Genomic DNA, 21,219 nt, shown 5'->3' with positions numbered 1-21,219 from the left:
TCACACTCTGTGTAACGCACGCACCGTGACCCCGTGACGCTGTCGCGTTGGTGACATGTATGACCTGATCCTTCGCCGGACAGGGGGTTGGCCAAGTAGGCTGCGCAGCGTGACGGCCGACGATTCCTTAGCGGTTTCCCGAGGCGGGCGCTCTGCCCGGCCGGTCGGGATCTTCGACTCGGGGGTCGGCGGGCTCACGGTGGCCCGCGCCATCCTGGACCAGCTGCCCAACGAGCAGATCATCTATCTCGGCGACACGGCCCACATGCCATACGGGCCCAAGCCGATCGCCGACGTGCGCGCCTACGCGCTCAGGTGCCTCGACGAGCTCGTCGAGCGCGGCGTCAAGGTGCTCGTGATCGCGTGCAACTCGGCCGCCGCCGCGTGCCTGCACGACGCCCGCGAGCGTTACCGGATCCCCGTGATCGAGGTGATCCGGCCGGCCGTCCGCCGCGCCGTCGCCGCGACCCGCAACCGCCGGGTCGGCGTCATCGGCACCAGGGCCACCATCGCCTCAGGTGCTTACCAGGATTCCTTCGCCGCTGCGCCAGACCTGACCGTGACCGCGGTGGCATGCCCGCAGTTTGCCGAGTTCGTCGAGCGGGGGATTACCTCTGGGAGAGCGCTTCTGGGACTGGCGAGTGGCTACCTCGAACCGTTGCAACGGGCCGAGGTGGACACGCTGGTGCTCGGTTGCACCCACTATCCGCTGCTGACCGGTGTGATCAGCCTGGTGATGGGAGAGCAGGTGACGTTGGTGTCCAGTGCGGACGAGACCGCGCGTGACGTCTATCGGACGCTGGTCGAAAAGGACCTGCTTCGACTGTCTGCCGACCCACCGAGGCACGAACTGCGCACGACGGGCGATCAGGAGATCTTCCGGCGACTGGCCGGACGATTCCTCGGTGAGGTGCATCTGACCAGCGGGGCCGCCGTATGAGACTCACGGTTCTGGGGTGCGCCGGGAGCTTTCCCGGCCCGGAGTCGGCGTGCTCGGCCTACCTCGTGGAGGCCGAGGGGTTCCGGCTGCTGCTCGACTTCGGATCCGGGGCGATGTCGGCGCTGCAGCGCTATGCCAGCCTCAAGTCGATCGACGCGATCGTGCTGAGCCACCTGCACTGTGATCACATGGCGGACGCCGCGACCTATGTGGTGGTGCGCAGATACGGGCCGGACGGGCCGTTGCCGCCGATCCCGGTCTACGCGCCGGCGGGCGCGCCGGAGCGGATCGCGGCCGCCTACAGCCTCGACGAGGGGCCGCTCGACGACGTCTACACGTTTTACGCGCTTCAGCCGGGCAGTTTCCCGATCGGGCCGTTCCATGTGGCCGTCGACCGCGTGGTGCACCCGGTCGAGACCTATGGCGTGCGCATCGAGCACAGCGGCAGGGTGCTGGCGTACTCGGGGGACACGGCCCCGTGCGATGCCCTGCTGCGCCTGGCGCACAACGCGGACGTGTTCCTGTGCGAGGCGAGCTACCTCGACGGCGTGGACAACCCGCCGGGGCTGCACCTGACCGGGCGTGAGGCGGGCGAGATGGCCACGAAGGCGGGCGTGAGCAGCCTGTTGCTCACGCATCTCGTGGCCGCGTGGGGGTCGGAATCGGAAACCTACCAGCATGCGGCCGAGGCGTTTTCCGGGCCGGTGGAGGTAGTGCGCCCGGGGTGCCGGTACGAAATCTAGTTCCGGGTAGGGTGTGGCGCATGGCGCGTCCAGACCAACGCAATCCCGAAGACCTCCGCCCGGTGAAGCTCGTGCGCGGCTGGAGCCGCCACCCCGAGGGATCGGTGCTGGTGGAGTTCGGCGACACCAGGGTGCTGTGCACCGCGAGCGTGACCGAGGGCGTGCCCAGGTGGCGCAAGGGCAGTGGGCATGGCTGGGTGACCGCGGAATATTCGATGCTCCCGCGCTCGACGACCACCCGCTCGGACCGCGAGAGCGTCAAGGGCAAGATCGGTGGGCGGACGCATGAGATCTCGCGGCTCATCGGCCGCGCGTTGCGGGCGTGCATCGAGCTGAAGGCCATCGGGGAAAACTCGATCGTGATCGACTGCGATGTGCTGCAGGCCGACGGGGGCACGAGGACGGCCGCGATCACGGGTGCCTACGTGGCCCTGCACGACGCCGTGAGCTGGATGGCGGGCAAGAACATGCTGACCCGCAAGCAGACCGTGGAGACCACGCTGCACCGGTCGGTGGCGGCGGTCAGTGTGGGCATCGTCGACGGCGAGGCCCGGCTGGACCTGTGCTACGAGGAGGACGTCAAGGCGCAGGTGGATATGAACATCGTGTGCACCGGGCTCGGGGACTTCGTGGAGGTGCAGGGGACGGGGGAGGACGGCATCTTCGACCGGGCGCAGCTCAACGCGCTGCTCGATCTGGGTGTCGCCGGGTGCGAGCGGCTGACCACACTGCAGCGCGAGGCGCTCGGACTGCCCACATTGGACGCTGCGGGACTCCTGGCGGTGTTCCGGAAATGAGGCTCCTGCTCGCCACGCGCAACAAGAAGAAGCTGGAAGAGCTGCGCCGGATCCTGGTGCCCCTGGCACAGGTCGAGCTGGTGGGGCTCGACGACGTGCCGGAATATCCGGAGGCGCCCGAGACCGGCCTGACGTTCGCGGAGAACGCGTTGCTCAAGGCGCGCGAGGGGGTCAAATACACGGGTCTGCCCACGGTCGCCGACGACTCGGGGCTTGCGGTCGACGCGCTCAACGGCATGCCGGGCGTGTTTTCGGCGCGGTGGTGCGGGCGGCACGGCGACGACCAGGCCAACCTGGAGCTCGTGCTGGCCCAGGTGTCCGACGTGGAGGACGCGCATCGCGGGGCCTCGTTCGTATGCGCGGCGGCGCTCGTCCTGCCTGAGGGTAAAGAACATCTCGTGCACGGCACGATGCCGGGCATGCTGCTGCGGGCGCCGCGCGGCGAGGGCGGGTTCGGGTACGATCCGATTTTCCTGGCCGAGGGCCAGACCCGCTCCAACGCCGAGCTTTCACCGTCTGAAAAGGACGCCATCAGCCACCGCGGCAAAGCCTTCCGTGCGCTCGCCGCGGTGATCGCCAAATCCTTGTAGTGCGTCAGGCGGCTCGAAAAGCCGCTACCGGATCCGATACGCGTGGATGATCGTTTGCTGGACGGTGTTGCCGCGGTCGTCCGCCGCGCTCGCGCGCAGCGAAACGTAGCCGCTGCGCGGGTGCTTGAGCAGGATGACACCCGTGCCGTGCCGGTGCCACACCGACGCCCTGACCCAGGTCCGACCGTCGTCATAGGACACTTCGACGGTCAAGTCGGTGATTTTCCCGGCGGCGGAGCCGGGATTGGGCGCAACGGCGACGGGGACGACCTGGTAGCCGGACGTGGCGGTTCCCTCGTCGTCCAGCCGGGGAGTGTATCGGACGACGTGGATGGGCAGGTGGGTTCGCCCGCCCTCCGGTGGCGGGGTGCCGTCCGAGGTCCATTCCCATACGGCGCTCACCGTTGTGGACGCTCCCGTCCAGCTTCTGGTGGATTCCGTGCGCATCCGGTAACGCCCGGGTGCGGGTGCGGCCGGGGCATAACACCTGCCCGCCTGCTGCGCCTCGCAGATGACCGTGCCGTCTCGGGTGATGACCGTGCTGGCCGCGTCACGGGCGGAATATCCGCTGCGCTGCGGGTTGTCGGAGTACAGGCCGATGTCGGCGACGATCGCGTCTGTGGTCTGCACGGCGCTCGGGTACAGGTCGGCCGGACCCGGTAGCGACGGGCCGATGACGGTCGCGCCGCCCCAGGTTTCCCGATAGCTGTGGCCCGCCCGCAGGCCGGTCACGAACGGGGCGGTGATCGACGCATCGACCACCAGGCTTGACCCTTCGATTCTCGGGTTGACCTGTAGCGTCCGCTGCCAGGCGACACCGTCGGTCACATTGAACAGGTGGGTTCGTTCCCCCGGCAGAGAAAGCGCGATGGGCGCGTCGGCGGTGCCCGCGCCACGGTGCCTGGTCGACATGGCGTGTACTTCAGTCTCCCCGGGTTTGGCCGTGCCCTGGGCGAGGTAACGGGTGTGTACCGTGGCGAGCTCACGGTCGCGGACGGCTCGTGGCCCCGTGAGCACGCGCCCAGGCGTGAACCAGGCCAGGTTGTAGGTGTAGGAGCCGCCGGCGGACGGGTCGGCCAGGATGGCGTGGAACATGTCCTCGAAACGCTCGCGGGGCGCGTCACCGCCGATCTGCGCCCGGTAGAACTTGCTCAGGTCGGCGACGACCGAGCCCAGCAGGATTCCTCGGTAGCCGTTGACAGGCGCGGGGTACTCGACGAGGTAGCCGACGTAAGCCGATGCCGACGTGGCGTCCTTGCGGTCGACGGTGATGCGTGAAGCGGTCGTCGTGCGGGCGTCGAAATCGATGGTGGTGTCACGAGTGAGGGCAAGCATCGGCTGCACTATCTGATAGTCGTTGCCGTCAGCGTCCGCCATCGTGGCGGACAGGCTGTAGTCGCCGCGGGGCAGGCGCACGCTTCCGGTGGACTGGCCGTAGTAACGCCGGTTGACGGGGCCGGTGTGCGAGTCGATCGCCAGCGAGCTGTGCTCGCGTGCGGGCTGTCCGTCCCGGCCGGTGAGCGTGAACGTGATGGTGTAGCTTTCCCTTTCCCTGACGACGGCGGTGGCCGTGACCACACGCGTGCCCGGACCCGTCGCGGTGACGTGGGCGCTGTAGTTGCCGTCCGGCATGTCGCCACGGGTGTTCGCGGTCAGGATCACGGTCGCGCTGCCGCCGGCGGGAATCGTGACCCGGTGGGCGCTGAGGGTGAACATCGACGCCGGAGCCGGTGCGCCGCCGGGGCCGATGGCGGTGACCGCCAGGTCCAAGGTGACGTCGGTGCTCCCGCTGTTGTGGTACGTCAGCGTTTTGGATTCCGGTGTGTCATCCGTGTGCGGCCATTCGGCTCGCGCGAACGACAGGCTGGGCGGGCTCGCCGTCACGGTTTGGCCGATGGCGCGCCTCAGGTCGACCCGGCCGGCACCCTGATCGTAGGCGTTCACCCCGTTTTTCGGCTGTGCGGCTCCCATGAGGACGGCTTTGATCTGTCGCGGTGTCCAATCAGGATGCTGCTGGGCCAGCAGCACGGCGGCGCCGGCCATGTGCGGGGTCGCCATCGAGGTACCGTCGAGCGCAACGTGGCTCTGGCCCGGGTCACCGATCACGCCGTCTTTGCCGCGGGCGGCCACAATCGCCACACCGGGCGCCGTGGCGTCCGGCTTGATGGCGTCGTCGCCTTGGCGGGGGCCGCGGCTGGAAAAGACTGCCAGCGCGTCTTGTTTGTCGACCGCGCCGACCGACAGCGCCTCGTCGGCCGTCGACGGCGAGCCCACGGTCGACTCCCCGTTCGCGCCGGAGTTGCCGGCGGCGATGACGAACAGCGTGCCGTACTGCGCGGTGAGGGTGTTGACCGCCTCCTCCAGAAGGTCCACCTCCGGGGTGTCAGGACCGCCGAGGCTCATGTTGACGACCTTGGCGCGCTTGACCGCAGCGGCCCAGTGCATGCCGGCCAGGATCGCGTCGAACGAGCAGTCGGTTATGGTGCATACCTTTCCGGACACGAGGGTGGCGTCAGGTGCGACACCCCGGTAGCGGCCGTTGTCGGAGGCGATCGTCGCGGCAACGTGGGTGCCGTGGCCCACGCGGTCGACGAGATCGCCGTCCATGGTGAAGTCCTGCGCATCGGCGATCTTGCCGGCCAGGTCCGGGTGGCCGGCGTCGACACCGGTGTCAAGGACTGCGGCGACGACGCCCTTGCCGGTGTAACCGGCCTGCCACGCTTCGGGCCCGCCGATCTGCGGCACGCTCACGTCGAGCAGCGGCTTGATTTTCCGGTTGAGCCACACCCGCGGCGTGCTACCGGTGCGCGCCGCCGGCGCAGACTGCGCTCCGGTCAGGTACTCCCAGAAAGCCGGGTTGTTCTTGCCGACGCGCATCGCGGTGGCGTTGACCGCCGGCAGATCCCGGCCCAGGTCCGCGCCGGGAATCCGTGAGGCGGCAGCCCGCCCGCCCGCCTGCCGCACGATGACCGGCAGGTCCGAGCGTTCCGCGTCGCCGTATCCCGCCTCCAGCAGCCCGGTCACGTCGAACAGCGCGGAGTCCAGCACACCGCGGGCGATGAGGCCGGCCGCATCCGCCGGGACCACATGGGTGTGCCCGCCGATCGCCCGCATCTGGAAGGTGACCCTCTCACGGCCCTTGGCGCGCCGGATGCTGACCCGTCCGGAGGGCGACACGCCCACCCGGTCTCCGGTGATCAGGGTGACGATCCGGGCCGCCTTCGTGCTGTCCGGATTGGACGGAACTGATGCCGACGCTGCCGTGGCGATGGCGGCACCGGCCAGCAGCATTGCCGAGACAACCGAGACGGCCAGCATCGGGACCGCACGTGAGCGGTTCCGGTTGGGCAATCGCATGGGTTCCTCCGGGAATCGGTCGTAGCGGCGCCCTCATGACGCCGCCCGAACGACACCCTTCTCTCGCGCTCATAAAACTCTCATAACCACGAGCTCAGCCCGGCCGCGAAGGGCAGCGTGGGTGTCACGCTCCCGGGCGAGCGGGCTCGGGCGGGTCAAACTCGCGTCCGGGCGTCTTGAGGTCGAACCTGAGGATCATGAAGCGGAAGAGGAAGTAGTACACGAGCCCGAACACCGGCCCCACGACCCAGACGAGCCAAGGCTTTTCGTGATTGCTGCCCAGAAAGTTGAGCGCCCAATCGGTGAAGCCCGCCGAGAAGGTGAACCCGTCGCGCGCGCCCAGCGCGTTCATCACGACCATCGACACGCCCGTCAGCAGGGCGTGCACCACGTAGAGCACGGGCGCCACGAACACGAACGCGAACTCGATCGGCTCGGTGATACCGGTCAGGAACGACGTGAGCGCGGCCGAGCCCATGATGCCCGCGATCGCCTTGCGCCGCTCGGGCCGCGCCGTCTGGATGATCGCCAGGCACGCGGCCGGCAGCGCGAACATCATGATGGGGAAGAAGCCGGTCATGAACCCGCCCGCGGTGGGGTCGCCGGCGAAGAACCGGCCCACGTCTCCCCGGGCGCCGTGGTATTCGCCGAAGGTGAACCAGGCAAACGAATTCGGGATGTGGTGCAGCCCGACGGGTACCAGAAGCCGGTTTATCACGCCGTAAACGCCCGCACCCCACGTGTCGTTGGCGACGATCCAATTGCCCATCGCGTTGAAGCCCCGCCCGATCGCGGGCCACAACAGTCCAAACACGACACCGTTGAGCACGCCGACCACGCCCGCCACGATCGGCACGAGCCGGCGGCCACCGAAAAACGCGAGGTATGAGGGAAGTTTGGTGCGGGAGAACCGCTCGAACAGCAGGGCCGTCGTCACGCCCATGAGAATCCCGCCCAGCACGCCCATCTCGACGAGTCCGCCGTCGTGCAGCCGATAGCCCGAGGCGGACGCGAGCACGTCGTAGACCGCCTGGAACACCAGATAACCCACCACGGCGGCCAGGCCGGTCGAGCCGTCGGCCTTGCGGGCGAAGCCGATGGCCACGCCGACCGCGAAAAGCAGTGGCAGGTGGTCGAACACGGCTTCGCCGGCCTCCAGCAGCACGCGTGACACGGGGTTGTCGCCCGCCGCGCCCAGCCACAGCGCCACGTCGGGCCTGCCGAAGCGCACGAACAACCCGGCGACCGGCAGCACGGCGATCGGCATCATCAAGCTACGCCCAATGCGTTGCAGGACACCGAGACCCGTCATGCGTGGCTCACCTACGCGGATTGTGGATCGGCGGCTGGGGCCGTGCCAACGGAACCCAGAGCTTATAGCGATCCGCGCGGTAGAACGACACCGAATAGGACACGAGCGTCTGCCCGGCGTATGAGTGCCGCTCGATCTGAAGTTGGGGTGCACCCGGCCGCACCCCCAGATAGCTGGCCACCTCGTGGTCGGCCGCGCCCGCCTCGATGGTGTCCTCGCCCCAGTCGGGCACGAGCCCATAGCGCTGGGCCAGCGTCTCGCAGAGCGACTCGGGCGGGGGCCGGTCGATGAGGCCGGGGACGAGCCGGTGCGGCAGCCACGCCCGCTCGACCGCCATGGGCACGTCGTCGGCGAACCGGAGCTGCTTGAGGTGTACCAGGTCGTCGTTGACCTCGCAGGCGAGCTCACGGGCGAGGTGGGGGGTGGCGCGCATGCGGGTGAACGCGAGCACGGTCGAGCTGGGCTGCATGCCGCGCCGGGTCATCTCCTCGCTGAAGGAGGTGAGGCGCGCCTGCAGGTCGACCTTGGGCCCGGCGACGAACGTGCCCTTGCCCGTGACCTTGAACAGCCGGCCCTCGGCGACCAGTGACTCGACCGCCTGGCGCACGGTCATCCGGGCCACGCCGTAGCGCATGGCCAATTCGCGCTCGCTCGGGATAGGCTCCTCGGCCTGCGCGGTCGCGATGAGGTCGAGCAGGATCTCCCGCAGCTGCAGGTGCTTGGGTGCAGCTCCGGAGAGGAGGGGGCTGTGCTCGGTCATGTTGCTCACTTTAGGGTGCAGGATGTCTAGGCCGGACTAGACCAGATGAGGTTTACTGTTGTCAACGTTTACTAGTCGATCCACCGATCGGAGGGTCAGTGCCCATCACGGCTGAGCAGATCATCGCGGGGTTGGGCGGCGCCGACAACGTCGTCGAGCTCGAGCCCTGCATCACGCGCCTGCGCGCCGAGGTAGCCGACGGGGACTTGATCAACGAGGCGCTGCTGCGCGCCGCGGGGGTGCACGGCGTGATGCGCTCCGGCAACATCATCCAGGTGATCGTGGGCCCCGAGGCCGACACGCTCGCCAGTGACATCGAAGACCTTATTTGAGAGTCATGGTTGTCACCGCACCGCTGACCGGAGTGGCCGTGCCGCTGCAGGGGGTTCCCGATCCCGTGTTCGCGCAGTCGCTGGTCGGTCCCGGCGTCGCCATCACCCCGGTGGCGCGCGTCCAGACCGTCCTCGCGCCGATCGCGGGCCGGTTGGTCAAGCTCAAGCCGCATGCCTTTGTGGTCCAAGGCGAGACGGGGGCCGTCCTGGTACACCTTGGGATTGATACAATTCAATTAGACGGTACCGTGTCAGAGCCCATTGCCGCGGAGGGCCAGCTGCTCGCGGCCGGCGACCCGGTGGCGCGCTGGCATCCCGAGCTCGTGATCGAGGCCGGGCTCAATCCGGTGTGCCCGGTGATCGTGCTGGAGTCATCGTCCCGCGTCGTGCAGATTTTGGCAGAGGGACCGGTCGAGGCGGGAGCGCCGCTGTTCTCATGGACGTGATGGTGGTCGTGAAGGAGAGCCTGCACGCGCGGCCTGCGGCCGTGTTCGTCCAGGCCGTGCTCGACAGCGGGCAGGCGGTCGGGATCGCCCGGCCGGGCGGGGCCGCCGCGGACGCGCGCAGCATCCTTTCGGTGCTGGCGTTGGATATCCGCTCCGGTGAACGGGTCGTGTTGAGCGGGGGCTCGCGCGACGTGCTCGACCGGCTGGCGGGCGTGCTGGCATGATCATCGAGGGTCCGATCGTCCGGCTGCGCCGGGTCAGGCGTGCCCGGCCGCTTTCGCTCGCCGAGCTGGCCTCCTCTTTGGAGCGGCGGGCTTCGGCTTTCTCAGGTGACGCTGCGGCCATGCTCCGGGCTCAGGCCATGATGGCCCGCGATCCGGTTCTGCATGACCGCTTGGCGGGCCTCATCGCGGCGGGGCGGCCTTTCGAGCAGGCACTTGCGGAGGCGGCCGCGTCGTTCGGGGTTTCCCATCAGGATGTGGGCGAGCTCGTGCGGGACGCGCTGTATGAGCCTGCGTCGACGCCGCACCCCGGTTACGCCTATGTGCTGGTCGCCGACTCGCTGTCGGTCGCTGACATGATGCGGGTCGATCCGGCCGAGGTGCTCGGCGTTGTCACCGCCGAGGGCGGGCCCACGAGCCACGCGGCTATCCTCGCGCGTTCCATGGGCATCCCTTACTTAAGTGGTTATGCGGTGAGTCCAGAGCTGGACGTCATCCGGCTGGAGTTGCCCGATCCCTCGCCGGTGGGCATTGCGCCGCAACGGGTCCCGCTGCTGGCCAACATCTCCTCTCCCGCGGACCTCGCCCTCGCGCAGCAAACCGGTGCCGAAGGCGTGGGTCTGCTGCGCACCGAGTTCTACACTGATTACGCTTCGGTCGCGGCCGCTTTCGAGGGCAAGCCCATCGTGGTACGCGTGCTCGACTCCGGTGCACGCGACTTGGGTGGGCGCGACTTGGGTGGGCGCGACTTGGGTGGGCGCGACGAAAACCCTCTGGGTGTCCGGGGAATCCGCTATCTGCGGGCCCGTCCGTCGCTTTTGGATGCCCAGCTGGCCTCGCTGTCGGGCATGTCGGTGTCGGTGATGGCGCCGATGGTGTCCACAGTGGACGAGGCCCGCTGGTTCCGCGCCCGCTGCGCGCGTTTCGGCATCACCGACGTCGGTGTCATGATCGAGGTGCCGGCCGCAGCCTTGTGCGCCGACGAGATTTTGGCCGAGGTCGACTTCGCCAGCATCGGCACCAACGACCTGACCCAGTTCACCCTCGCCGCCGACCGGCAGATCGGCGCCCTGTCGTCCTATCAGGACGCCTCCCACCCGGCGGTGCTGCGCCTGGTCGAATTTGTCGCCGACGCCGGACGGCGACTCGGCAAGCCGGTCAGCGTGTGCGGTGAGGCCGCCGCCGATCCGGCTCTCGCCTCCGTCCTCATCGGACTGGGCGTCACGAGCATGTCCGTGGCCCCGGCGGCCATTCCCGCGATGCGACGCGCTCTGTGGGGTCTAGGGGCTCTCGGCGAGGGCGCGTAGCCGCTGCATGACCTCGGGCGCGGGCCACTGCCTGGCGCGGAAGCGCTCCAGCCGCAGCGGCGACTCCGGCTGGAGCCCCGCCTCGGCCATCGCCACATCGAACGGCACGAACCACGGACTGTCCTGTTCGGACGAGAACGCCACGTAGTCGGCCCGCGGCAGCAGCGTGTCGACATCGCGCGCCCAGCTCGCCACGGTGAACACGCCGCTGTGCGGCGACTCGGCGACCAGCAGGTTGGCCACATACACGTCCTCGTCCCGCATGAGGAACTCAGACTCCGACTGGTATTCGCCGGAGGCGAGCAGCGCGCACGCCCGGCGTGCCGAGGGGCCCGCCGTGTAGGGCACGACGGCGCCCGAGGACAGGTCGACGGTGTAGCCCACCGGCGACAGCGGGCGGGAGGCTTGCCTGTACTCCTCCTCGGCCAACGGGAACAGCTGCTCCAGCAGGCCCGGGTCGTCGGAGCCCACGAGCACGGTGTGATTGTCCGGGATGAACGCGACCGGTGTGCCGCCCACATGGGGCGCGAGCGAGGCGAGCCAGCCGGGCAGCATAAGCCTGGATATGAAGTACCCGTTGCCGTCGTCCACGAACCGGATGAGCGCCGGCTGGTCAGGGGTCTGCATTTCGCGGTCGCGGTCGAGCTCGGCAAGATTGGCGCGGGCCGCATCGTAGACGTCGAACGCGGTAACGCCCCACTCGTCGAGCTTGTCGAGCGTCACGTAGGCCAGCGCGGTGGGCATGTCGATGCCCACGAGCTCGATGAGGTAGGGCAGGGCCGGGCGCCACAGCAGCGGGCGGGCCGAGTCGGGCGCGCCGAGCCCATATGTCGCCACGCGCAACACCGTGCGCAGCAACGGTTTCACGCCCACCCAGTCCTGAGGCACCGGCGGCGTGTTCATTACCGCTTCGACCAGCCGGCCGATTCGCTCGTCTCGCTCGGCTCGATCGGCGCCCTGGCACTCGCGGAAGATGTTGCCCAGGAAGACCGAACCGCCCGGGTCGTCCGGGCCGCGCTGGAACTCGACGGTGAACTGTTCGGCGTCATACCAGGCTTTGGCCACGCCGTGCGCGCGCACGCGATCGAGCACCCGCCGCGCGAACCGGTCCCGGTCCGACCCACGAATTCGATCCAGCAGGCTCACTTTTCCTCCCGGTGCACAAGTAGAAAGAACGCCCGCGCGAAGGCGGCCCGCGCCGGTCTGGGCCACGGCAGGCCGGACAACCGCGCGCCGGCCGCCTCGCTGACCCGGCCGTCCACCCGCACCTCGCAGGTCTCGTCGCCCGCTGTCCCGCCAAAGAGGACCTTCACGCCCATCAGGTGATCACGGCGCAGGTCGGCCCGGATCGGCTCAGCGAGCGCGGGCATCAGCGGGTTGGCCAGGATCCACTGCTGCAACACGGACACATCGCCGCGGCCGAAGCCGACGATCGGGCCCTGTATCGCGTGCCAGTCCGGGAAACCGTCAGCGTCGCCGGCGCGAAGGTCGGCGTAACGTCCCTGGTGCGTCAGCAGCTCGATCGCGGTGGACGCGGTGACCGTCGCCCACGTGTCAACGCCCTGCCGCAACGCCTGCTCAGTGGTCGCGCCGAAGCATTGCACGCAGTCGCCGGGCCGGTCCACGTCGAGGACAAGGTCGATGTCGAGGTGCGTCGGCGATGGCGTGTGGTTGGGCGCGAGCCGGATCCCGACGCTGCCCGGACCCTTGACCAGATCACCGGTCACATCCCATCGCATGCCGTCGAATCGCGCCATGCGTCCGGCGATCATCGGCAGCACCTGTTGCCGTCGCGTGTCATCCTCGATCACTCGCGGCACGATAGCAGCAAAGCGCCGTGGCCGCCTGCTACCGCAGGATCGATTTGGTGCGGGATCCCGGATAGCGCAGTGGATTCCGCGCCCGCGAGCGACCGCATCCTGGATGTTGCGAGGGGGCAGGGTGCGCAACCGACCGGCGCGGGTGCAATGCGTGCGTGCCGCAGAAGGCGCGGCGACGGGCACCGTCTCTGCCCGCGACTCATGGCCGCTTCAGGTGCATGCCCCCTTCGCCGCCTTCCGCCTCCGCCACGACTTTCGCCGTGCCTTCTGCCTCCGCCACGACTTTCGCCGTGCCTTCTGCCTCCGCCACGACTTTCGCCGTGCCTTCTGCCTACCACGACCCTTCGGCTGCATGCGCTGCGCTGCGCCTGCCCTGTCGCGCCGCGCAGCCCCGCCTCTGTCCGCAATATCCGGGATGATGCCACGATCCACATGGGATGGGGCGACAACATCCGGGATGATGTCGCGGCGGGCGCGGAAACCGCAGCAATATCCGGGATCCTGCACTCGATCAACCAAGCGCGACGACGATATCCCGGATATTGCTGCCAGAGTCCCGCCTCGCATGAGCGGCCCCACGCCACGGCCGCTGCAGCGGCGAGATTGACCAGGAAGTTGGTGCGGCGACACGCCGTCGAACATGGACTTGGGTTCATGATCAACGCGAGGTGGGGCGCTCAAGGAGGGAACGGAGCGGTCAGGCTCGGGTGATTCGGACTGCGTCGGCGATGACGTAGCCGGTGGTTGAGGTCCAGCGGCTCACGGCCACCTTGTCCGCGTCTCCGGCGGCAAGTGTGAACACTCCGATCGACACCCAGCGGCCGCCGTTGGTGCGCTGGTTCACCCGTACCGTCTGATTGCCGGTCGTAGTGACCACGATGTAGGGCGTCGAATCGTTGTAGCCGGAGTTGGCCGCATACCAGACCTCGACCCGATAGGCCGCCGTCTCGGGGATGTTTATCCTGTACCAAGCGGGATCGCTCGCCGCCACCGGATCGGCGAACCGATAGTCCGTGCCGAACCGCTGGCTCGAATAGCTGGACGTGCCCCAGTTGTCGCTCGCCGTGAAGCGCCCCGCGGTCGTGTTGTCCACTGTGGAGCTCCAAGGCTGCGCGGTCGTGACGAACCCCAGCCCGTTGGGCACAGCTCGCTGCGTGCCATCCGACGGCGTGTTGCGCACCGAAACCGTGGTGTCCCCGGGCATCCGCGCGACCAAGGTGGTCGAGCCACCACCGTCCAGATTGAGCGCGTCGTCCGCGCCCAGCGACTTCATGTAGTTGGCCAACTCCACGTAGGTCATGCCCACGCTCGCCGTGGAGCGCCCATCGACCACGACCAACCACATTTTCGTGCCATCAGCGGAGAAGCCGACGGCGGTCCGCGGGTTCTTCGGATGCGAGACCGTGGTGACCACGCCGTCCCGGACCAGCACGAGGTTGCCGCCGATCGCGACCTGTGCGCCGTCGCCCCCACGCGGCGTGTAGTCGACCGTCACCGTGTCGCCAACCGCAAGCCCGGCAAGCGCATCGGCTCCCGTCCCAACCCCAAGCACAGCAACGGTTCCCGCAGCGACGCTGCCACCTGGGGCCGTGCTCACCTTGCTCACCCGGCCCCCCGTTACCTCGATCTCACGAGAGCGGGTGGCACCATCCAACACCTGGCTGCGCGCCTCGTTGCCCCACAGTGAGTTGTAGACGCCGATCCCGTTGGCCGCGATGTTGGGCGAGTTGAGGTTCGTCGCGGTCAGCACAGAGCCGCTGGGCAGCGTGATTTTGCCGTCGAGGAAGATGTCGGCGAGCCCGCCGCGCCCGCCGTACAACGCCGCGGTGTGGTTCCACCCGGAGGCAGGCCCGTGGATGAGCGCGCCGTTGTCGATGCCGATGCCGCGGGGCGCGCCGGTGGCACCGATGTCGAAGAAGTCGCCGTTGACCGCGGCCACGGCCCCGGCCCGATTCGCTTGCGTGGTAAGCGTCGCGGTCGCCCCGACGGTACCAGGATTGAGATATTTGGGTTTGAGCGTCGGCTCCGCAAGATTGGCCGTCAGGATGTTTATCCGATTAGGACCGCTGGCCGTGGTGTTGCTCAGGGTGAGCCCAGGCGCCAGTGTGGTGGTGGCGAGCGTGCCGACCTCGGCGGGCGCCACACCGGGCACCGCGAGCCCGAGGGTCAGGGACAGCAGGGCGAGAAGGACCGGTCGTCGCATCACGTGCTCCCGTCGGAAGAGTCAGACCTCGGCGATGACGAAAACACCGATGTCGTCGGCGCTGAGCGGACGATCTGTGAAACCCGTGGCCCGTCTGGACATTGCCGGGCGCGTTGGTCGGTTCCGCGGCTGTCGACGCGGGCACCGCCATCCTCGCGCCCATCAACGCCGTGACCACAGCGGCCCACATAGCCGTCTCCTTGGCAGTTTCCTTCACGAAACCAGGTGCTGTTGAAAACGGTTCACACTTTAGCCGGACCGATTGAAAATCGTCAACGATCAGCGTGGCTGCCGGTGATAGGCGTCCTCGAACTTCAGCACGACCAGATAAGGCCCCGGTCGGCCGGCCTGCTCCCACGCGACCGCCCACGGCGTGCCCGTGGTGGCCGAATAGTAGGTGCTGATGGGCTTTTCCGAGTTGACCTGATCGGCCGTGCCCAGGTGCGGATAGAACGTCTCCGGCGGTGCCGCGCTCGCCTGAAAGACGACCCACACCCGGCGCAACTCACCATCCTTGTAAAGCGAAGACGGGATCCGCCCGATGGACGCGTCCTGCTTGTCCCACACGTCGAACGACCCGGGCACGCCCATGCTCTCGGCCCACCCGCGCGCCTTGAGGCCCTCGTGGATCGCCGTCGCACGCTGCCTGAAGTCGCCGCCGAACGTGAACGCCACGGCCGTCTGCAGTTGGCACTCGCTCCGGAACGGCTCCTTGATCTTCCAGTCGTACTGCCCCTCGCGGCAGAAGTCGAGCTCGACGCGGGCCACCTCGCGCGCATCGCCCACCACCGACAGCGACGGCGCGACCCGCCCGCGTGCCTCGTCGCGCGCCTTGACGATCTCCTCGGCCTGCGGGTCGGCCCGCTCATGGGAGCACCCGGCCAGGCCCCATGCCACGACCGTCACCAACAACGCCGTCAAGTAGCGCGCCACGCCCACATCATCTCACTTCAATGCCCGACCGGCCCACGGCCGTGCACTGCAACAAACCTGCACACGCCAGCTCTTGTAAAGGGGAAAGCGCTTTCCATAATCTGTGTTCGCATCGATGTTTCGCTCCTTGACCGGGCCAAGCGACCGGAACACGAGACCGTAGCGGCGTGTCATCCGCGTCCCATGCCGCGCCGCGCTCTCAACCCTTGGAGATAGATGATGAGACTCAAACCGCTCATCGCCGGCACCGCAATGGTGGCGGTAGCGGGTGCGTTGGCGGTCATGGCCGCCGGCACGGCGAGTGCCGCCCCGACTCGCCACGAGGCCGAAACGTCACCGGCGGTCTGCACCGGCACCATCGACAGCGACCACACCGGCTTCTCCGGCAGCGGGTTCTGCAACGCCACCAACGCGGTCGGAGCGTATGCCCAGTTCACCGTCAACGCCGCGGCAGCCGGAACGGCGACGCTGGGCTTCCGGTTCGCCAACGGCACAACCACCGCCCGGCCGACGCAGCTGATCGTCAACGGCAGCACCGTCCAGACCCCCTCGTTCGAGGGTACGGGCACGTGGACCACCTGGATCACCAAGACCCTGAGCGTCGCGGTGAACGCGGGCAGCAACACCATCCGGCTCAACCCGACCACCGCCAACGGCCTGGCCAACATCGACTACCTCGACTTCGAGGTGGCCGGCACGCCGCCGTCCTCGTCGCCGCCGGTGTCCTCACCGCCGCCGACCGGCGCGATCTACGTGGCGCCGAACGGCAGCGCCAGCGCACCGGGGACGATCTCCTCCCCGACGACGTTGACGACGGCGATCACCCGTGTCGCTGCCGGTGGCACGATCTTCATGCGCGGCGGCACGTACAGCTTCTCGCAGACGGTCGCCATCGCGCCGGGCAACAACGGCACGTCGAGCGCCCGCAAGAACCTGTACGCCTACCAGGGCGAGACACCCATCCTCAACTTTGGGGCCCAGGCCGAGGACCCGGCCAACCGCGGTCTTGCCATCGGCGGGCACTACTGGCATCTCCGCGGGCTCATCATCGAGCGCGCCGGCGACAACGGGATCCTGCTCGGCGGCAACAACAACATCATCGAGCGGGTGACCACGCGGTACAACCGGGACACCGGGCTGCAGCTGTCGCGGTACACCGCCGGCGCCCCCGCGTCGGAGTGGCCGTCCCACAACCTCATCCTGAGCTCGCTGTCGCACGACAACGCCGACTCAGACGGAGAGGACGCCGACGGCTTCGCCGCCAAGCTCACCTCCGGCCCTGGCAACATCTTCCGCTACTGCGTGGCGCGCAACAACATCGACGACGGCTGGGACCTCTACACCAAGTCGGACACCGGGCCCATCGGCGCGGTGACGATTGAGGACTCGCTGTCGTACAACAACGGCACGCTGAGCAACGGCGGCCAGGCGGGCAACGGGGACCGCAACGGCTTCAAGCTCGGTGGCGAGGACATCGGGGTCAACCACATCATCCGGCGCAACATCGCCTTCGGCAACGGCAAGCACGGGTTCACCTACAACCGCAACCCGGGCACGATGCAGGTCTCGAACAACCTCAGCATCGACAACGCGTCGGGCAACCGCAACTACACCTTCGACGCCGGCAGCTCGGTGTTCCGCAACAACACCTCGTGCCGCTTCAATGTCAGCGGGTCGAACGACCGGATCGTGGGCAACTCCGACAGCACCAACCAGTGGTGGATGGGCTCCAACGGCTCCCGGTGCTCCAACTACAGCGGGTCCCTCGGTTGGTCGTTCGCCTCGGACGGCCGGCTCATCGTGACCCTCGGCGGCAGGCCGGTGACGCTATAACCAGGCGATATCACTGCATCACTGCGGGACCGGTCCATCGGGCCGGTCCCGCTCTTTTGGGAAACCGGACAACGGTGGCGTGGGCGTCGTCGCGGCGCGCGGTGGTCGTTCTTGCCCGTGCTTGCTGGTCGACACCTGACGATCGAAGTAACGTTTGCCCAGCGTATGGCCGTAATCAGGGCGGCCGTAATTAAGACGGGTATCTTCGCTCTTAGTAAGGGTTGACAACTATAGTGGGCGTCTGGTCTAGTCCGGTCTAGACGCGGTGTTCACCCGTCGTCAATCGACTCTTAAGGGCAGCGCAGCGCACACCAGCACCGGAAAGCCCGTGACCACTAACTTTCGAATGGAGACCACGATGTCGGATTCCGACCTCACGCGCCGCAGCGTGTTGCGGCGCACGGCAGCGGTCGGCCTGCTGGCCACGCCGGCCGCGGGCCTGCTGACGGCGTGTGTCGGCGCCAAGGACGACGGGCCGACTGACCAGGCCGAAGGCCAGGTCACCGCCGAAAACCCGTTGGGTGTCAAGGAGGACGCGCCGGTTGAGGTCGTCATCTTCAACGGCGGCCTGGGCACCAAGTACGCGACCGATGCGCACATACCGTCGTACAAGAAGAAATTTCCCAAGGCGGACGTGAAGTTCTCCCAGACCGAGGAGATCTCGACCATCCTCACGCCGCGGTTCTCCAGCAACACGCCGCCGGACATGGTGAACAACGCCGGCTCGAAGCTGATGGACCAGGGCAGGCTGGTCAGCGCCGGGCAGGTCGCCGAGCTGACCGACCTGTTCGACGCGCCGTCGCTCGACGTGCCGGGCAAGAAGGTCAAGGACACGCTGATCCCGGGCACCATCGAGGCGGGCACCTACAACGGCAAGCCCTATGTGCTCAACTACGCCTATACGGTGTTCGGCCTGTGGTACTCGGGCAAGTTGTTCGCCGAGAAGAAGTGGACGCCGCCGACGACGTGGTCGGAGTTCACGTCGCTGCTCGACGCCATGAGGGCCGCGGGCATCACGGCTCCCTACGCCTACGCGGGCGCGAACGCCGCGTACTACCAATACCTGGTCATCCTCACCACCGCCGCGAAGATCGGCGGGCCGGACGTGCTGAAGAACATCGACAACCTTGAGGCGGGCGCGTGGAAGGTCGACGCCGTGCGCACGGCCGCCCGCCTGTGGGGTGAGATCGGCGCCAAGTACACCGACAAGTCCCACCTGGGCCTCAAGCACACCGAGGTGCAGTTGCAGCAGAACCAGTACAAGGTGGGCTTCTACCCGTCGGGCTCCTGGCTGGAGAACGAACAGGCCAAGGACACCCCGCCGGACTTCAAGTACCAACTGGCCCCGCTGCCGTCGGCCACGAGCGCGGACAAGCTCAAGCCCACGGCACTCTACGCCGCGCCGGGCGAGATGTACTTCGTGGCGGCCAAGGGCAAGAACGTGCGCGGTGGCAAGGAATACCTGCGCCACATGCTGTCCAAGGAAGGCGCGCGCAAATTCACGGAACTCACCAAGGTGCTCACGGTGGTGCAGGGCTCGACCGAAGGACTGACGCTCTCGCCCGGTACCGAATCGGCGAACAAGGCATTGACCGCCGCGGGCACAGAGATTTTCAACTTCCGCTGGGACGCCTGGTACAAGAAGATGGACGACGAGTGCCGCACGGCGACGAATGAGCTGATGTTCCAGGGCGGCACGGCCGACAAATTCTGCGACCGCATGCAGGCGATCGCCGACGCCGTCAAGGCCGACTCGTCCATCGAGAAGTTCAACCGGTAACCCACTGGCTGGAGGGCTAACAGGCATGCGGCACGGTACGTACCGCTTCGTCATCGGCTTTTTGCTCGCGCCGATCGTGTTGTACGCGACGTTCGTGTTCTACCCGATCACGCAATTGGTTTACGTGTCGATGACCAACTGGACCGGCCTCTCGCCGAAGTTCAGATTCGTCGGTCTGGACAACTTCGCGAAAATCTGGACCGACGGCCTGTTCTGGAAGGCGGTGCAGCATCACCTGTTCCTGCTGATCCTGTTGCCCCTCATCACGATCGCCCTCGCCCTGTTCTTCGCGTTCCTGTTGAACATGGGCGGGGGCACCCGCGGTGGCGTGATGACCGGCGTGTGGGGGTCGAAGTTCTACCGTGTGGTGTTCTTCCTTCCCCAGGTGCTGGCCGTGGTCATCGTCGGGGTCATTTTCAGCCGGGTGTACGGCCCCGACCAGACCGGTGTGCTCAACCGCCTGCTGATCGACGTGTTCGGCATGGACAAGCCGATCGGATTCATGATCGATTATGGGATGTGGGCCATCCTGGGCGCGCTGGTGTGGCAGGCGGTCGGGTTCTATGTGGTGCTGTTTTCGGCGGGCATGTCGTCCATCCCGGCGGATCTGTATGAGGCGGCGGTGCTCGACGGGGCCTCGCGCGTCGTCATCTTCTTCCGGGTGACCATTCCCCTGCTGTGGGAGACCGTTCAAGTCGCTTGGGTGTACCTGGGAATCCTCGCATTCGACGCGTTCGCCCTCGTGATGCTGCTGTCCATCGAGCAGGGCGGGCCAGACGGGGCGACGGCCGTGTTGCCGGTGCTCATCTACAAGCAGGGCATCCGGGAGTCGGAGTACGGCTACGCGTCGGCGCTTGGTGTCTCACTGTTCCTGTTGACGATTACGTTCGCGGTGCTGGCGCTGCGGACGGGCCGGCGTGAAGCGGTGGAGCACTGATGAACTCGACTCAGACCAAGCGCGAAATCCGGCTGCTGTCCGGCTTCGGGCACCTGTCGCTGGCCCTGTGGACCATCATGATCCTGTTCCCGCTCGTCTTCGCGGTGCTGGCATCATTCAAGAGCAACACGGAAATCTTCATCGAGAACCCGTTCGGCTTTCCGTCCAATTGGGACTTCGCCTCGTTCGGGCGGGCGTGGACGCGGGCGAGCATCGGGACCTATTTCATCAACAGCGTGATAGTCGTGGTGGCGTCGACGTTCGGCACCATGCTGCTGGGCTCGATGGCCGCTTATGTGTTGGCACGCTATAGGTTTGTTGGCAATCGGGTTGTGTATTACTTCTTCGTTGCGGGACTGGCGTTCCCCGTCTACGTCGTGCTCACCCCGCTTTATCTCGTGGTCGACACGCTCGGGTTGCTCAACAGCCACATTGGACTGACCCTCGTCTACATCGCGTACTCGTTGCCGTTCACCGTGTTTTTCCTCGCGGCGTTCTTCAAGACCCTGCCCAACGCGGTCGCCGAGGCCGCGCTGATCGACGGCGCCTCGCACACCAAGCTGTTCTTCCGGGTCATGTTGCCCATGGCCAAGCCAGGCTTGGTGAGCATCACCATCTTCAACATCATCGGACAATGGAACCAGTACGTGCTGCCGCTGGCCCTGCTGCCCGCCGAAAAGGACAAGTGGCTGCTCACCCAGGGCATCGCGGCCATCTCCACGTCGGCCGGATACGAGGCCGACTGGGCCGCCCTGTTCGCCGCCCTCACCATCGCCATCATTCCAATGATCATCATGTACGCCTTCTTCCAACGCCAGATCCAGTCGGGCCTGACGGCCGGCGCGGTGAAGTAACCCTCACTTGCCGGGGACGCCAGGCACCGTCGTCCCCGGCACCACCACCACCGC

At 67.4% G+C, this 21,219-nt stretch carries 19 protein-coding genes; 12 read left to right on the top strand and 7 right to left on the bottom strand.

Going from position 1 to position 21,219, the window contains the following annotated elements; genetic code table 11:
* The first annotated feature begins 109 nt into the window (after nucleotides 1-109).
* Genes murI through rdgB form a run of 4 tightly spaced genes read left to right on the top strand, consistent with a single transcriptional unit; the run spans nucleotide 110 to nucleotide 3,070 of the window.
* A complete protein-coding gene (gene murI, locus DM816_RS13860) occupies nucleotides 110-940 on the top strand; it encodes a glutamate racemase (RefSeq protein ID WP_246001933.1) in 831 nt (276 codons plus the stop codon).
* Nucleotides 937-1,683, top strand: coding sequence for an MBL fold metallo-hydrolase (locus DM816_RS13855; protein ID WP_117210631.1), 747 nt, complete (start codon nucleotides 937-939; stop codon nucleotides 1,681-1,683). Before murI ends, DM816_RS13855 begins: the two co-directional genes overlap by 4 nt.
* Nucleotides 1,684-1,703: 20 nt before the next feature.
* Nucleotides 1,704-2,480 carry a ribonuclease PH gene (gene rph / locus DM816_RS13850; RefSeq protein ID WP_117210630.1) on the top strand — a complete coding sequence of 259 codons (777 nt, stop codon included), beginning with the start codon at nucleotides 1,704-1,706 and terminating at the stop codon, nucleotides 2,478-2,480.
* Nucleotides 2,477-3,070, top strand: coding sequence for an RdgB/HAM1 family non-canonical purine NTP pyrophosphatase (gene rdgB / locus DM816_RS13845; protein ID WP_117210629.1), 594 nt, complete (start codon nucleotides 2,477-2,479; stop codon nucleotides 3,068-3,070). Before rph ends, rdgB begins: the two co-directional genes overlap by 4 nt.
* A 24-nt stretch (nucleotides 3,071-3,094) precedes the next feature.
* Here rdgB and DM816_RS13840 read toward each other — a convergent pair whose 3' ends face one another.
* From DM816_RS13840 to DM816_RS13830, 3 genes are all read right to left on the bottom strand, one after another.
* A complete protein-coding gene (locus tag DM816_RS13840; protein WP_117210628.1) occupies nucleotides 3,095-6,427 on the bottom strand; it encodes a S8 family serine peptidase in 3,333 nt (1,110 codons plus the stop codon).
* Nucleotides 6,428-6,551: 124 nt separating this feature from the next.
* Entirely contained in the window at nucleotides 6,552-7,739 is a 1,188-nt protein-coding gene (locus DM816_RS13835; RefSeq protein ID WP_117210627.1) for a PTS transporter subunit EIIC, read from the bottom strand.
* 7 nt (nucleotides 7,740-7,746) lie between these two features.
* On the bottom strand, nucleotides 7,747-8,499 hold the full coding sequence (locus DM816_RS13830; protein WP_117210644.1) for a GntR family transcriptional regulator: 753 nt from the start codon (nucleotides 8,497-8,499) through the stop codon (nucleotides 7,747-7,749).
* Nucleotides 8,500-8,597: 98 nt separating this feature from the next.
* Here DM816_RS13830 and DM816_RS13825 point away from each other — a divergent pair, with 98 nt between their 5' ends.
* Genes DM816_RS13825 through DM816_RS13810 form a run of 4 tightly spaced genes read left to right on the top strand, consistent with a single transcriptional unit; the run spans nucleotide 8,598 to nucleotide 10,805 of the window.
* Complete coding sequence (locus DM816_RS13825) at nucleotides 8,598-8,831, top strand: PTS sugar transporter subunit IIB (protein ID WP_117210626.1); 234 nt, start codon at nucleotides 8,598-8,600, stop codon at nucleotides 8,829-8,831.
* 5 nt (nucleotides 8,832-8,836) lie between these two features.
* Nucleotides 8,837-9,277, top strand: coding sequence for a PTS sugar transporter subunit IIA (locus DM816_RS13820; protein WP_117210625.1), 441 nt, complete (start codon nucleotides 8,837-8,839; stop codon nucleotides 9,275-9,277).
* Nucleotides 9,277-9,501, top strand: coding sequence for an HPr family phosphocarrier protein (locus tag DM816_RS13815; RefSeq protein WP_246001934.1), 225 nt, complete (start codon nucleotides 9,277-9,279; stop codon nucleotides 9,499-9,501). The genes DM816_RS13820 and DM816_RS13815 overlap by 1 nt, the downstream gene beginning before the upstream one ends.
* Nucleotides 9,498-10,805, top strand: coding sequence for a putative PEP-binding protein (locus DM816_RS13810; protein WP_117210623.1), 1,308 nt, complete (start codon nucleotides 9,498-9,500; stop codon nucleotides 10,803-10,805). The genes DM816_RS13815 and DM816_RS13810 overlap by 4 nt, the downstream gene beginning before the upstream one ends.
* Here the strand turns inward: DM816_RS13810 and DM816_RS13805 are convergent.
* The 4 genes from DM816_RS13805 to DM816_RS13790 all read right to left on the bottom strand — a co-directional run bounded on the left by DM816_RS13805 (nucleotide 10,779) and on the right by DM816_RS13790 (nucleotide 15,761).
* On the bottom strand, nucleotides 10,779-11,951 hold the full coding sequence (locus DM816_RS13805) for a DUF1444 domain-containing protein (RefSeq protein WP_117210622.1): 1,173 nt from the start codon (nucleotides 11,949-11,951) through the stop codon (nucleotides 10,779-10,781). The genes DM816_RS13810 and DM816_RS13805 overlap by 27 nt on opposite strands.
* Nucleotides 11,948-12,616, bottom strand: a complete 669-nt coding sequence (locus tag DM816_RS13800; RefSeq protein ID WP_117210621.1) for a DUF6348 family protein — start codon at nucleotides 12,614-12,616, stop codon at nucleotides 11,948-11,950. Before DM816_RS13800 ends, DM816_RS13805 begins: the two co-directional genes overlap by 4 nt.
* Nucleotides 12,617-13,322: 706 nt before the next feature.
* Complete coding sequence (locus DM816_RS13795; RefSeq protein WP_117210620.1) at nucleotides 13,323-14,828, bottom strand: golvesin C-terminal-like domain-containing protein; 1,506 nt, start codon at nucleotides 14,826-14,828, stop codon at nucleotides 13,323-13,325.
* Nucleotides 14,829-15,107: 279 nt separating this feature from the next.
* Nucleotides 15,108-15,761 carry a hypothetical protein gene (locus DM816_RS13790; protein WP_162907447.1) on the bottom strand — a complete coding sequence of 218 codons (654 nt, stop codon included), beginning with the start codon at nucleotides 15,759-15,761 and terminating at the stop codon, nucleotides 15,108-15,110.
* Nucleotides 15,762-15,977: 216 nt separating this feature from the next.
* Between DM816_RS13790 and DM816_RS13785 the strand changes: the two genes are divergently transcribed.
* The 4 genes from DM816_RS13785 to DM816_RS13770 all read left to right on the top strand — a co-directional run bounded on the left by DM816_RS13785 (nucleotide 15,978) and on the right by DM816_RS13770 (nucleotide 21,165).
* Complete coding sequence (locus tag DM816_RS13785; RefSeq protein ID WP_211588685.1) at nucleotides 15,978-17,594, top strand: carbohydrate-binding protein; 1,617 nt, start codon at nucleotides 15,978-15,980, stop codon at nucleotides 17,592-17,594.
* Between the two features lie 358 nt (nucleotides 17,595-17,952).
* The gene (ngcE, locus tag DM816_RS13780) at nucleotides 17,953-19,374 is read left to right on the top strand and encodes an N-acetylglucosamine/diacetylchitobiose ABC transporter substrate-binding protein (RefSeq protein ID WP_117210642.1); all 1,422 of its coding nucleotides are present in this window, start codon (nucleotides 17,953-17,955) and stop codon (nucleotides 19,372-19,374) included.
* A gap of 25 nt (nucleotides 19,375-19,399) precedes the next feature.
* Nucleotides 19,400-20,311 carry a carbohydrate ABC transporter permease gene (locus DM816_RS13775; RefSeq protein WP_117210618.1) on the top strand — a complete coding sequence of 304 codons (912 nt, stop codon included), beginning with the start codon at nucleotides 19,400-19,402 and terminating at the stop codon, nucleotides 20,309-20,311.
* Nucleotides 20,311-21,165 carry a carbohydrate ABC transporter permease gene (locus tag DM816_RS13770; protein ID WP_117210617.1) on the top strand — a complete coding sequence of 285 codons (855 nt, stop codon included), beginning with the start codon at nucleotides 20,311-20,313 and terminating at the stop codon, nucleotides 21,163-21,165. Before DM816_RS13775 ends, DM816_RS13770 begins: the two co-directional genes overlap by 1 nt.
* Nucleotides 21,166-21,219: the final 54 nt, after the last annotated feature.

Origin of the sequence: Allorhizocola rhizosphaerae, from assembly GCF_003426775.1 — a bacterium.
In the GTDB taxonomy this organism is placed as follows: Bacteria; Actinomycetota; Actinomycetes; order Mycobacteriales; family Micromonosporaceae; genus Allorhizocola; species Allorhizocola rhizosphaerae.
Note: the sequence above shows the minus strand (reverse complement) of the source record. Positions and strands in the feature narration are given on the sequence as shown.